Source organism: Prevotella sp. P2-180 (genome assembly GCF_002251435.1).
Lineage (GTDB): Bacteria > Bacteroidota > Bacteroidia > Bacteroidales > Bacteroidaceae > Prevotella.
The window spans coordinates 1-13,804 of record NZ_NPJI01000004.1 but is presented as its reverse complement, the minus strand read 5'-3'; the positions used below and the strand labels follow the sequence as shown (position 1 = coordinate 13,804).

General features: G+C 35.5%; 9 protein-coding genes. All 9 read right to left on the bottom strand.

What is annotated here, in order from left to right; genetic code table 11:
* Position 1: 1 nt before the first annotated feature.
* The 9 genes from CIK98_RS00645 to CIK98_RS00605 all read right to left on the bottom strand — a co-directional run bounded on the left by CIK98_RS00645 (position 2) and on the right by CIK98_RS00605 (position 13,161).
* Entirely contained in the window at positions 2-1,075 is a 1,074-nt protein-coding gene (locus CIK98_RS00645) for a DUF4221 family protein (protein ID WP_172409757.1), read from the bottom strand.
* A 152-nt stretch (positions 1,076-1,227) separates the two neighbouring features.
* Positions 1,228-2,433, bottom strand: a complete 1,206-nt coding sequence (locus CIK98_RS00640) for a 6-bladed beta-propeller (protein WP_094382368.1) — start codon at positions 2,431-2,433, stop codon at positions 1,228-1,230.
* A 540-nt stretch (positions 2,434-2,973) separates the two neighbouring features.
* Positions 2,974-4,602: a hypothetical protein gene (locus CIK98_RS00635; RefSeq protein ID WP_141210343.1), complete on the bottom strand. Its 1,629-nt coding sequence runs from the start codon at positions 4,600-4,602 to the stop codon at positions 2,974-2,976.
* Between the two features lie 167 nt (positions 4,603-4,769).
* A complete protein-coding gene (locus CIK98_RS00630; RefSeq protein WP_141210342.1) occupies positions 4,770-5,243 on the bottom strand; it encodes a hypothetical protein in 474 nt (157 codons plus the stop codon).
* A gap of 816 nt (positions 5,244-6,059) precedes the next feature.
* Positions 6,060-7,076 (bottom strand): 6-bladed beta-propeller, encoded by a 1,017-nt coding sequence (locus CIK98_RS00625; protein ID WP_094382370.1) that lies wholly within the window; start codon positions 7,074-7,076, stop codon positions 6,060-6,062.
* An 843-nt stretch (positions 7,077-7,919) separates the two neighbouring features.
* Positions 7,920-8,993 carry a DUF4221 family protein gene (locus CIK98_RS00620; RefSeq protein WP_172409756.1) on the bottom strand — a complete coding sequence of 358 codons (1,074 nt, stop codon included), beginning with the start codon at positions 8,991-8,993 and terminating at the stop codon, positions 7,920-7,922.
* Positions 8,994-9,145: 152 nt separating this feature from the next.
* Positions 9,146-10,351, bottom strand: coding sequence for a 6-bladed beta-propeller (locus CIK98_RS00615; RefSeq protein ID WP_094382368.1), 1,206 nt, complete (start codon positions 10,349-10,351; stop codon positions 9,146-9,148).
* A 540-nt stretch (positions 10,352-10,891) separates the two neighbouring features.
* Positions 10,892-12,520 carry a hypothetical protein gene (locus CIK98_RS00610; protein WP_141210343.1) on the bottom strand — a complete coding sequence of 543 codons (1,629 nt, stop codon included), beginning with the start codon at positions 12,518-12,520 and terminating at the stop codon, positions 10,892-10,894.
* A 167-nt stretch (positions 12,521-12,687) separates the two neighbouring features.
* Positions 12,688-13,161, bottom strand: coding sequence for a hypothetical protein (locus CIK98_RS00605; RefSeq protein ID WP_141210342.1), 474 nt, complete (start codon positions 13,159-13,161; stop codon positions 12,688-12,690).
* Positions 13,162-13,804 lie beyond the last annotated feature (643 nt).

Sequence of the window (13,804 nt, the reverse complement as noted above, 5' to 3'; positions counted from 1 at the left end):
TTCAATGTAAGACAGGAGCGAGAATATCAAAGACGAGGTTATCTTGAGCTTCTCCCAACAGATTGTCAACATATACTATGATGCCTCGTGGAAAGACACACCATCCATGAAAATTGGAATATCTTTTTTCTTTCAAAGGGAACTCCCCGACCACATTGAAATCCTTGTCCATAAAAGAGACGTAAAGTTTTCTTGCGTCAACTACAGAATCACGGTCTTTATGTTTTTTTACATCTATGCCGTCAAGTATGAATCTAACATACAATTCTACTTGAGGGATATAAGCCACATCAAAAAAGTGGACATTATTCCAAGCATATTCCAGCATCTCAACACTGTTAATAGACCCATTGTATGGATTGATCGTATTATCCGTAAACTTAGATTCTGCCTTGTATTCTTGTTTCTCTCCTGTAGATAGTTCAATGGTTTGGATATTTGATTCGTATGGGTAATTATATATAATCTTGTTGTTTGCAAATGATACATTCGGATAGGTCATATAGCCGTACGAATTCTTGCCGTTTCTGTTACATACAGCCCCATCAAGCTCAACCTCCTTTACTATCTTCTTTTGCTTAAGACTGTAATACTCCACAAAATATCTGCCATTAACATCTACAGGATATAACAAACAATCATTGTCATACCATCCCATAACGGCGGTTTGCTTTGCATAGTTAGCATTCAAGAAAACAGATCTGTCTTCCTTGAATTTGTATAGCAATTTACCCTGGCTGTCAATCAGATAAAAAGCTACTTGGTCATATATCCAAATAGAATCCCTGGTGATTGGCATAATAGCAGTGGGTCTTCCCAAAATACCGTTTTCTCCGTGGTGCTCCAACTGTATCTTATTCAAAAGCGTAGAGTCTGAAAAAATGTCCAACGCATGTGTTCTGTAGTTATATCCCATAATGGCAATACTGTCGCCACATGGATATGAGCAACTTAAATTATAAGATTGCAAAAACTGTATAGAGTCCACTGGCTGTATATACTTGGAGGAAATCTCCAAGGAGTCTATTATTGATGTATTGTTATCTGTAGTTCCAGACTTGTTACAAGAGAACATAACAAACGCCACTAAAGCACAATGTAGATATAATAATTTTGGAGTCATATATAATGTTTTTAGAACTTATTATGATGGTATGAGTCGTGAATGCAGCCAATGCAAATAAATGACACCACATACAATAACATTGAATATACGAACAATAATCTTCATTTTTTATACCTATGATAAAATAACACGGGATTTGAATTTTCTGTAAGTCCCATGAGTTTGTCATATTTGTCTATGTCTTTTTTCACCTTGCCCTTCTGAATGAAATTTTCAACAAAATAAGAAATATGATTTGTCTGAAGAATAGAAACCACCCCTTTGTCATCGCTATAACATAAATCCATTGGAACATTGTTCTCATCTGAAACATAGTCGTTAACAAGCATGCCTGTAGTTTGGGATTCTTTTTTGTCAACATCATAGAGTAGATACATTCGTCTCAAACCTTTCATATATTGGAATAATAACTTACCCGGCATCTCTACAATACGCGATATCTGATATATTTTATTTGCATTGCCCAAGTACTCCATGTCGATGAAATAATTTTCAGTTGAAAATTTTTCTTTAACTGCTGCTACGTCCTTTGACGTAATAAAGTCATCGCTCAAGACAATATATTGGGGTATTATTCCTGATGATGTCATACCCACGATTGTATTTGAAAACATACCTACATATTTTGGACAATCCGTATTCTTTGAATAGAAATTGCTATATGGCAGTCTAAGAGGGATATTCCACCCCATATTATATTCGGCTGATTTAAGATATTTATTGGTTATTTCCCCATTATTTGGACTAACCTCTTTCAACTCATACATATTATTGTTGTCGATGGAGGTTTTATTCAAATAAAACTTGTCATCCAAAAACTGCATACAGTATGTTCTATATCCGTCACGTGCCGTATTTGTGCTGCAAATAAACTTTCCGGTTTTGATATCATATTTCAATATGGCATCCATTGCCTCGTCAAAAAGGTATATTTCTCCTTTTTTCCTGTCAATTGAAAAGTCAGCCAATTCCAAATATTCCCCATGTCCCCTTCCGGCTTCAGCTATATTCTTGTCAAATGAGCCATCCATATTGAAGACATACAGTTTGTTAGACATGTCATCAAGAATATATATCTTTTCATCATACAATTCTATAGACCGCACATTTTGGACTATACAATTGTCGTTAGTCTCCAAAACTATAGTCAAAGGTTTATCGACTATAGAGGAAAGGTATATTTCCCTTTCCTCCATAGCTTTGTCTATATTAATTGTATCAGCATCAGCACATATTAATGATGCATTATAGCTGCTGCAAGAACATTGCATGGCAACTATTACAATAATAAACAATACTTGTTTCATTTTAGCAATCCTTATCTTCTGAAGTGTTTATATCTTTTTTAGTACCGTGCCAAGGTGTACACGCCACTTCATATCCTTTGAAACCAACGGTACATTTTTCATCAGGTGAAATCCACCTCAACCACAACACTTCCGTAATACCTATTAATATCTAATAGGATATAGTTGGAATAAAGGGTGGCATCTACTGAGGGGACGGAAGTCCTTGGACCTGTTTGATGATAGGAATTAAGGCGTAACTTTTTTTTGAGCACTGCTATTTACAAGAAATAGAAAAAGCGCAAACAATACGCATAATGATAATTTTAATGTATTCATAACCATGTTATTCTAGTTTTTGCTGCAAAATTACATCAATTACTCATAATATGCAAGAAAAACAGGTAGTCAATAGTTTATTCTTAAAATATGCAATAACAACTGAATAACAAACACTTAAACGGTTAGATGGCTTTTATGACAGGTAGATTGTTACTGGTTATGAAACAAAATCAAAACCAAATGTTACATTTTACATCGCATTTGAATCAATCAACTTCGCTATAATCCCTGAATTACGTTCCTCACGGATTGGTCCTTGTCTGTAATGCCCATCTTTTCCTTGAAACTGTATAGTTTGCGTTTCATGGAATTTACGGTGATACAATAGATATTTGCCATATCCTCATTAGACAGTCCAATGCGAATAAGCATACACATCTGTATTTCATCATTACTAAGACTTGGATATCTCTCCTTGAGTTTGCTTACAAAATACTCTTCTCCACCTTCAAGCAGTGAATGCAGTTGATTCCAGTCGTTGTCATTAATGACGATATGACTGCTTTGTCCTTTTGCATCCTTGATCTTTTTCGCAAGTTCAAGCCTTTCAAACAGTCCGTTTTTCAACAAGGCTATTTGCTTGTTCTTTGACTCAAGCAATAGATGATGCTCTTTTTCCAAATATTCCTTTTCCTTTCTTTGTGATTCAAGTTCCATTTCATACTGATCTTGCATATACTTTATCTCTTGTGCATGCAAGGCTTTCTTTTTTGAATGATTGACAAACACCAATGCCGACAATAATAATACTGTAACGACGATGAAAAATATTACACCGTTTCTGACCATCACTGCATTTTCCTGCCTCTCTAACTGCCGACCTTGGTTGATGGTCTCCTCAAAATACTTCCCTTTATATGAATAAAGATCCAGCATATACATCTTCGTATATTTGTCCAAAGAATCAATGTCATCGGAATGTTGCTTGTCAAATAATCTTTTGCCAGACATCTTGCAGAGATCCATATACAACGTGTATTTTTGTTGGTTGCTACATCTTTTTACACAATCGCGCAGTATCTTTTCTGCCGCTTCCAAAGAGTCACTTTTTTGCAAACAGAAGGCATAAGAAATCAGCAATTTGTCACTATGCATTACCTCTAATGCCTTGCATGAATAATATAAAGCAGAATCTGTTTCATCGAAATAATTATAAACTCCACTGTAAATATAATACACATCAGCGATAACTACTTTGTCTATCTTGCTATTCAACATTCCCTTAGCCTGCCTTAAGTATGCAAATGCCGAATCCTTTTGGTCATCCATTGCGTAACTGAATGCGAGGTTTAAAGTATAAAAAACGATGTTCGCTAATTTTCTTGTCTTCGATGTTTTGTAAAGTGCCACCCCCTGACGGGCATACTCTATTGACTGCTTGGTGTTGCTGAGAACAATGCTTCGACTCAGTTTCTCCAATGCAAGACACTGGAGGTCAACGTCGCCACGCTCCTTAGCATTGTTGATAACGTTCCGAAAACAATCCTCACACTGGGTTGTACTATCGTTCAGGAAATAATATTTGCCCATATAGTATTGGCTCAGCCCATAGTACTTTGTCTCCGGCTCACCTTTATAATATATGTAGGACTGGCGGATGAGCGTGTCCATATCCACATCTACGCCCGACTTGTCCTGTGCCATGGTGAAGAGCAGGCCATAGCGCGCCCTGTCTGATTTTGACAACGAGTATCTGTCAACAGTTGACAGCAAAGCCAAGGATGAATCCGGAGATTGCTCAACAATCCTCTCGGCTTCATCCATCACTTTCGCATTCCTGCCGCATGAGCAAAGCATTGTCAGCAGCAATGCAATAAGTAACGTAAAATATTCTTTAGACCCATTCATTGCCATTAAAGATGCTTCTGATTCAGTCAAACTTGAATACAAAGGTACATCTTTTTATGATAATGGCATCAGAACACGCAAAATTATATACTTTTTTAACAAGCCTTTTCAAATCATTTCACTGCTGTCCCATTAAACTTTCTCAAATTAGCGGGACTGCAGTGGAATTACTTAAAATAAAGCCAATAGCCTGGAAGAACCTGATAACTATCGGAAATAGTCAGGAAAAGGCATATTGGAGTGTCAAAACTTCTTGGCACAAGATATGCTGCTGTCCAACTACAATCCTTGTCAATATCCTTTGTTTTAACGGTTACATGCAAATAGAACCCTTTATCGGTATCGGCTCTTTCAAAACTATCTAAAGTTATTTCTTTCACCTGTTTGATGTGCGAACCGTGGATAAGCAATAACTTCGACTTACGAAAATTTATCTGCGGCAATTCTTTTGTATGGCCTGCAAATATTCGGTTGAGTTCCGCCTCATTCTCGACAAGCACTAATACTTCATTTTCTATATCTAACGGCACTTGGGGTACACTACAAGGACTTATAATGCTTTCCTCATCACTGTCGTCACAACTGCAAGCTGCCAAGCATGGCAATATACAAAAACAAAATAATTTAATGAATCTGAACATATTATCTCTTTTTTATTACGCAACACTTTCGATTAATATTAATTTTGTGTATTTCCGAATTTCGCCTATTTAAGTGTTGCGTTAAAAACTGGCAAATTACGAAAATATCCTGCAAATATAAAGAGCGTTAATATATTTTGCACTGCAAATTTACATCAATTTGTCAAAATAAGCAAGAAAAACAGGTAGTCAATAGTTTATTCTTAAAACATATAATAAACCATTGGAAAACAATCACTTGGATGTAAAGATGGCTTTTTAGCCAGGTAGATTATTTTTGATTATGAAACAAATTCAAAACTAAATGCAACATTTTGCATAGCATTTATATCAATGAATGCCATCATAAGCCCTGAATTACGTTCCTCACGGATTGGTCCTTGTCTGTAATGCCCATCTTTTCCTTAAAACTGTATAGTTTGCGTTTCATGGAATTAACTGTGATACAATGTATTGTTATCTGTAGTTCCAGAATTGTTACAAGAGAACATAACAAACGCCACTAAAGCACAATGTAGATATAATAATTTTGGAGTCATATATAATGTTTTTAGAACTTATTATGATGGTATGAGTCGTGAATGCAGCCAATGCAAATAATGCAAAGACAGATAATGACATAAAATTTTTCTTTTTCATTTTGATAAAAATTTGATTAATACTATTTATAAACAATCACATTGATTACAAAGAGGAAATCTTCTCTTCTATGTCACGATTTGCTCTACATGAGACCAATAACATACCGATCATCCATACAGTAAGTATTGAAATAATAAGAATACAGTTATTATATCTCATAGAATTAACTTTGCTCTAAAACGAATAAATAAACAATGTAAGCGCACAATCATCTATTTGGGGCTTCCAATTAGGCAATGACTTGATATCATCAGTTGAGTATATTCCAATAAGAGAATCGCCTTTCTGGAATATCGGCGAGAAAGGCCTACCGCTATTTATGTCAAAGCTGCCGGTTTTAATTGTGCCGTCCTCCTTTGAATAAATACAATAGTTCTGTTTGTGGTCATACATAAAACTACATATAAAATGTTTGGTCGTGACAAAATAGTCTTTTATGAAGAGTGATTGTTTTCCATTCGCTTCATTTTCATTGATGTTTGGGAAGTGTACAGTATAGGATTTTGACATTTTTCCTTCTTTCCAACGATATATGTCATTAGACATCAGTTCGTGAAGGTAGTAATCGCTATCATGTCTTATCAACGACTTACACATAAATAATTCTTGTCCAATAGGTGAAGCTGCAACATCTGTATTAAGGATGGTTCCTTTTTTATCAGTGTGAATGAAACGATTGTCATCTTTTGCCACATCCATTTTTGAAAACAAGAAACCATCCTCTGTCACTTCAAAATCCCAAGGGACAAAGCTAAGAGACACCTTGTCCAAGTAATTGAGATTTTTATCGTATTCTAATACTTTCCTGTTATTCGAATCTAATATATATACAGTATCGTTCATTTCTGCGATTGCTTCAATTCCTAAGTATTCATTGGAAGCATGGCCTATATTAACCAACTGCTTTAGCAACTTGCCCGAACCGATGTCAAACAATGAAATGCAGTTGTTGAAATCAGAAACATAAAGTAAGGAATCTGTCATATATATGTTTTTAATCATAGACACTGACGCAAACTCCTCGCCAACATAAAAGTATAACGTATCTACTTTTGATGCTAACGAGGCAAAATCCATGGTGTTATCTTCGTATCCCGATATATTAATATCACACAATTCCGTTTGGTTGGAATTATTTGAACAGGATAACAATAATAAGCATACCGACAGGTAAAATATTAGCTTCTTCATTTTTACTTATTAGAAATTATTATAAAATATCAGTCGAATTAGAAATTATGACTACAACAACTTATTGCAGAATGTTTGTGAGATGGCGATTGTTTTCATAAGTAAACACACTCTCCTCATGTCACTTTACAAGCTATATTTTTTGTTTTTGCTGCAAAATTACATCAATTACTCATAATATGCAAGAAAGACAGGTAGTCAATAGTTTATTCTTAAAATATGCAATAAACAACTGAAAAACAAACACTTAAACGGTTAGATGGCTTTTTTTGGCAGGTAGATTGTTACTGGTTATGAAACAAAATCAAAACCAAATGTTACATTTTACATCGCATTTGAATCGATCAACTTCGCTATAATCCCAGAATTACGTTTCTTACGGATTGGTCCTTGTCTGTAATGCACATCTTTTCCTTGAAACTGTATAGTTTGCGTTTCATGGAATTAATGGTGATACAATAGATATTTGCCATATCCTCATTAGACAGTCCAATACGAATAAGCATACACATCTGTATTTCATCATTACTAAGACTTGGATCCCTCTTCTTGAGGAAACATTCCTCACACTCAGTTGTACTATCGTTCAGGAAATAGTATTTGCCAAGGATGAATCCGGAGATTGCTCGACAATCCTCTCGGCTTCATCCATGACTTTCCATTCCTGCCGCATGAGCAAAGCTTTGTCAGCAGCAATGCAATAAGTAACGTAAAACATTCTTTAGTCCCATTCATTGCCATTAAATATGCGGTAGAGGTGAGTCCGATATTTGAATATTGAAGTGAAGGACTTATAGTTCCTCGCTTTTAAACAGACCGCCAGAGCCATAGAGACGTTCAACTTCAATGTAAGACAGGAGCGAGAATATCAAAGACGAGGTTATCTTGAGCTTCTCCCAACAGATTGTCAACATATACTATGATGCCTCGTGGAAAGACACACCATCCATGAAAATTGGAATATCTTTTTTCTTTCAAAGGGAACTCCCCGACCACATTGAAATCCTTGTCCATAAAAGAGACGTAAAGTTTTCTTGCGTCAACTACAGAATCACGGTCTTTATGTTTTTTTACATCTATGCCGTCAAGTATGAATCTAACATACAATTCTACTTGAGGGATATAAGCCACATCAAAAAAGTGGACATTATTCCAAGCATATTCCAGCATCTCAACACTGTTAATAGACCTCTTGTATGGATTGATCGTATTATCCGTAAACTTAGATTCTGCCTTGTATTCTTGTTTCTCTCCTGTAGATAGTTCAATGGTTTGGATATTTGATTCGTATGGGTAATTATATATAATCTTGTTGTTTGCAAATGATACATTCGGATAGGTCATATAGCCGTACGAATTCTTGCCGTTTCTGTTACATACAGCCCCATCAAGCTCAACCTCCTTTACTATCTTCTTTTGCTTAAGACTGTAATACTCCACAAAATATCTGCCATTAACATCTACAGGATATAACAAACAATCATTGTCATACCATCCCATAACGGCGGTTTGCTTTGCATAGTTAGCATTCAAGAAAACAGATCTGTCTTCCTTGAATTTGTATAGCAATTTACCCTGGCTGTCAATCAGATAAAAAGCTACTTGGTCATATATCCAAATAGAATCCCTGGTGATTGGCATAATAGCAGTGGGTCTTCCCAAAATACCGTTTTCTCCGTGGTGCTCCAACTGTATCTTATTCAAAAGCGTAGAGTCTGAAAAAATGTCCAACGCATGTGTTCTGTAGTTATATCCCATAATGGCAAGACTGTCGCCACATGGATATGAGCAACTTAAATTATAAGATTGCAAAAACTGTATAGAGTCCACTGGCTGTATATACTTGGAGGAAATCTCCAAGGAGTCTATTATTGATGTATTGTTATCTGTAGTTCCAGACTTGTTACAAGAGAACATAACAAACGCCATTAAAGCACAATGTAGATATAATAATTTTGGAGTCATATATAATGTTTTTAGAACTTATTATGATGGTATGAGTCGTGAATGCAGCCAATGCAAATAAATGACACCACATACAATAACATTGAATATACGAACAATAATCTTCATTTTTTATACCTATGATAAAATAACACGGGATTTGAATTTTCTGTAAGTCCCATGAGTTTGTCATATTTGTCTATGTCTTTTTTCACCTTGCCCTTCTGAATGAAATTTTCAACAAAATAAGAAATATGATTTGTCTGAAGAATAGAAACCACCCCTTTGTCATCGCTATAACATAAATCCATTGGAACATTGTTCTCATCTGAAACATAGTCGTTAACAAGCATGCCTGTAGTTTGGGATTCTTTTTTGTCAACATCATAGAGTAGATACATTCGTCTCAAACCTTTCATATATTGGAATAATAACTTACCCGGCATCTCTACAATACGCGATATCTGATATATTTTATTTGCATTGCCCAAGTACTCCATGTCGATGAAATAATTTTCAGTTGAAAATTTTTCTTTAACTGCTGCTACGTCCTTTGACGTAATAAAGTCATCGCTCAAGACAATATATTGGGGTATTATTCCTGATGATGTCATACCCACGATTGTATTTGAAAACATACCTACATATTTTGGACAATCCGTATTCTTTGAATAGAAATTGCTATATGGCAGTCTAAGAGGGATATTCCACCCCATATTATATTCGGCTGATTTAAGATATTTATTGGTTATTTCCCCATTATTTGGACTAACCTCTTTCAACTCATACATATTATTGTTGTCGATGGAGGTTTTATTCAAATAAAACTTGTCATCCAAAAACTGCATACAGTATGTTCTATATCCGTCACGTGCCGTATTTGTGCTGCAAATAAACTTTCCGGTTTTGATATCATATTTCAATATGGCATCCATTGCCTCGTCAAAAAGGTATATTTCTCCTTTTTTCCTGTCAATTGAAAAGTCAGCCAATTCCAAATATTCCCCATGTCCCCTTCCGGCTTCAGCTATATTCTTGTCAAATGAGCCATCCATATTGAAGACATACAGTTTGTTAGACATGTCATCAAGAATATATATCTTTTCATCATACAATTCTATAGACCGCACATTTTGGACTATACAATTGTCGTTAGTCTCCAAAACTATAGTCAAAGGTTTATCGACTATAGAGGAAAGGTATATTTCCCTTTCCTCCATAGCTTTGTCTATATTAATTGTATCAGCATCAGCACATATTAATGATGCATTATAGCTGCTGCAAGAACATTGCATGGCAACTATTACAATAATAAACAATACTTGTTTCATTTTAGCAATCCTTATCTTCTGAAGTGTTTATATCTTTTTTAGTACCGTGCCAAGGTGTACACGCCACTTCATATCCTTTGAAACCAACGGTACATTTTTCATCAGGTGAAATCCACCTCAACCACAACACTTCCGTAATACCTATTAATATCTAATAGGATATAGTTGGAATAAAGGGTGGCATCTACTGAGGGGACGGAAGTCCTTGGACCTGTTTGATGATAGGAATTAAGGCGTAACTTTTTTTTGAGCACTGCTATTTACAAGAAATAGAAAAAGCGCAAACAATACGCATAATGATAATTTTAATGTATTCATAACCATGTTATTCTAGTTTTTGCTGCAAAATTACATCAATTACTCATAATATGCAAGAAAAACAGGTAGTCAATATTTTATTCTTAAAATATGCAATAACAACTGAATAACAAACACTTAAACGGTTAGATGGCTTTTATGACAGGTAGATTGTTACTGGTTATGAAACAAAATCAAAACCAAATGTTACATTTTACATCGCATTTGAATCAATCAACTTCGCTATAATCCCTGAATTACGTTCCTCACGGATTGGTCCTTGTCTGTAATGCCCATCTTTTCCTTGAAACTGTATAGTTTGCGTTTCATGGAATTTACGGTGATACAATAGATATTTGCCATATCCTCATTAGACAGTCCAATGCGAATAAGCATACACATCTGTATTTCATCATTACTAAGACTTGGATATCTCTCCTTGAGTTTGCTTACAAAATACTCTTCTCCACCTTCAAGCAGTGAATGCAGTTGATTCCAGTCGTTGTCATTAATGACGATATGACTGCTTTGTCCTTTTGCATCCTTGATCTTTTTCGCAAGTTCAAGCCTTTCAAACAGTCCGTTTTTCAACAAGGCTATTTGCTTGTTCTTTGACTCAAGCAATAGATGATGCTCTTTTTCCAAATATTCCTTTTCCTTTCTTTGTGATTCAAGTTCCATTTCATACTGATCTTGCATATACTTTATCTCTTGTGCATGCAAGGCTTTCTTTTTTGAATGATTGACAAACACCAATGCCGACAATAATAATACTGTAACGACGATGAAAAATATTACACCGTTTCTGACCATCACTGCATTTTCCTGCCTCTCTAACTGCCGACCTTGGTTGATGGTCTCCTCAAAATACTTCCCTTTATATGAATAAAGATCCAGCATATACATCTTCGTATATTTGTCCAAAGAATCAATGTCATCGGAATGTTGCTTGTCAAATAATCTTTTGCCAGACATCTTGCAGAGATCCATATACAACGTGTATTTTTGTTGGTTGCTACATCTTTTTACACAATCGCGCAGTATCTTTTCTGCCGCTTCCAAAGAGTCACTTTTTTGCAAACAGAAGGCATAAGAAATCAGCAATTTGTCACTATGCATTACCTCTAATGCCTTGCATGAATAATATAAAGCAGAATCTGTTTCATCGAAATAATTATAAACTCCACTGTAAATATAATACACATCAGCGATAACTACTTTGTCTATCTTGCTATTCAACATTCCCTTAGCCTGCCTTAAGTATGCAAATGCCGAATCCTTTTGGTCATCCATTGCGTAACTGAATGCGAGGTTTAAAGTATAAAAAACGATGTTCGCTAATTTTCTTGTCTTCGATGTTTTGTAAAGTGCCACCCCCTGACGGGCATACTCTATTGACTGCTTGGTGTTGCTGAGAACAATGCTTCGACTCAGTTTCTCCAATGCAAGACACTGGAGGTCAACGTCGCCACGCTCCTTAGCATTGTTGATAACGTTCCGAAAACAATCCTCACACTGGGTTGTACTATCGTTCAGGAAATAATATTTGCCCATATAGTATTGGCTCAGCCCATAGTACTTTGTCTCCGGCTCACCTTTATAATATATGTAGGACTGGCGGATGAGCGTGTCCATATCCACATCTACGCCCGACTTGTCCTGTGCCATGGTGAAGAGCAGGCCATAGCGCGCCCTGTCTGATTTTGACAACGAGTATCTGTCAACAGTTGACAGCAAAGCCAAGGATGAATCCGGAGATTGCTCAACAATCCTCTCGGCTTCATCCATCACTTTCGCATTCCTGCCGCATGAGCAAAGCATTGTCAGCAGCAATGCAATAAGTAACGTAAAATATTCTTTAGACCCATTCATTGCCATTAAAGATGCTTCTGATTCAGTCAAACTTGAATACAAAGGTACATCTTTTTATGATAATGGCATCAGAACACGCAAAATTATATACTTTTTTAACAAGCCTTTTCAAATCATTTCACTGCTGTCCCATTAAACTTTCTCAAATTAGCGGGACTGCAGTGGAATTACTTAAAATAAAGCCAATAGCCTGGAAGAACCTGATAACTATCGGAAATAGTCAGGAAAAGGCATATTGGAGTGTCAAAACTTCTTGGCACAAGATATGCTGCTGTCCAACTACAATCCTTGTCAATATCCTTTGTTTTAACGGTTACATGCAAATAGAACCCTTTATCGGTATCGGCTCTTTCAAAACTATCTAAAGTTATTTCTTTCACCTGTTTGATGTGCGAACCGTGGATAAGCAATAACTTCGACTTACGAAAATTTATCTGCGGCAATTCTTTTGTATGGCCTGCAAATATTCGGTTGAGTTCCGCCTCATTCTCGACAAGCACTAATACTTCATTTTCTATATCTAACGGCACTTGGGGTACACTACAAGGACTTATAATGCTTTCCTCATCACTGTCGTCACAACTGCAAGCTGCCAAGCATGGCAATATACAAAAACAAAATAATTTAATGAATCTGAACATATTATCTCTTTTTTATTACGCAACACTTTCGATTAATATTAATTTTGTGTATTTCCGAATTTCGCCTATTTAAGTGTTGCGTTAAAAACTGGCAAATTACGAAAATATCCTGCAAATATAAAGAGCGTTAATATATTTTGCACTGCAAATTTACATCAATTTGTCAAAATAAGCAAGAAAAACAGGTAGTCAATAGTTTATTCTTAAAACATATAATAAACCATTGGAAAACAATCACTTGGATGTAAAGATGGCTTTTTAGCCAGGTAGATTATTTTTGATTATGAAACAAATTCAAAACTAAATGCAACATTTTGCATAGCATTTATATCAATGAATGCCATCATAAGCCCTGAATTACGTTCCTCACGGATTGGTCCTTGTCTGTAATGCCCATCTTTTCCTTAAAACTGTATAGTTTGCGTTTCATGGAATTAACTGTGATACAATGTATTGTTATCTGTAGTTCCAGAATTGTTACAAGAGAACATAACAAACGCCACTAAAGCACAATGTAGATATAATAATTTTGGAGTCATATATAATGTTTTTAGAACTTATTATGATGGTATGAGTCGTGAATGCAGCCAATGCAAATAATGCAAAGACAGATAATGACATAAAATTTTTCTTTTTCATTTTG

Bases quoted from the DNA above. Each gene is read 5' to 3' on its own strand.
- CIK98_RS00645 (WP_172409757.1), bottom strand. From the start codon at position 1,075: ATGTTCTCTTGTAACAAGTCTGGAACTACAGATAACAATACATCAATA.
- CIK98_RS00640 (WP_094382368.1), bottom strand. From the start codon at position 2,433: ATGAAACAAGTATTGTTTATTATTGTAATAGTTGCCATGCAATGTTCT.
- CIK98_RS00635 (WP_141210343.1), bottom strand. From the start codon at position 4,602: ATGAATGGGTCTAAAGAATATTTTACGTTACTTATTGCATTGCTGCTG.
- CIK98_RS00630 (WP_141210342.1), bottom strand. From the start codon at position 5,243: ATGTTCAGATTCATTAAATTATTTTGTTTTTGTATATTGCCATGCTTG.
- CIK98_RS00625 (WP_094382370.1), bottom strand. From the start codon at position 7,076: ATGAAGAAGCTAATATTTTACCTGTCGGTATGCTTATTATTGTTATCC.
- CIK98_RS00620 (WP_172409756.1), bottom strand. From the start codon at position 8,993: ATGTTCTCTTGTAACAAGTCTGGAACTACAGATAACAATACATCAATA.
- CIK98_RS00615 (WP_094382368.1), bottom strand. From the start codon at position 10,351: ATGAAACAAGTATTGTTTATTATTGTAATAGTTGCCATGCAATGTTCT.
- CIK98_RS00610 (WP_141210343.1), bottom strand. From the start codon at position 12,520: ATGAATGGGTCTAAAGAATATTTTACGTTACTTATTGCATTGCTGCTG.
- CIK98_RS00605 (WP_141210342.1), bottom strand. From the start codon at position 13,161: ATGTTCAGATTCATTAAATTATTTTGTTTTTGTATATTGCCATGCTTG.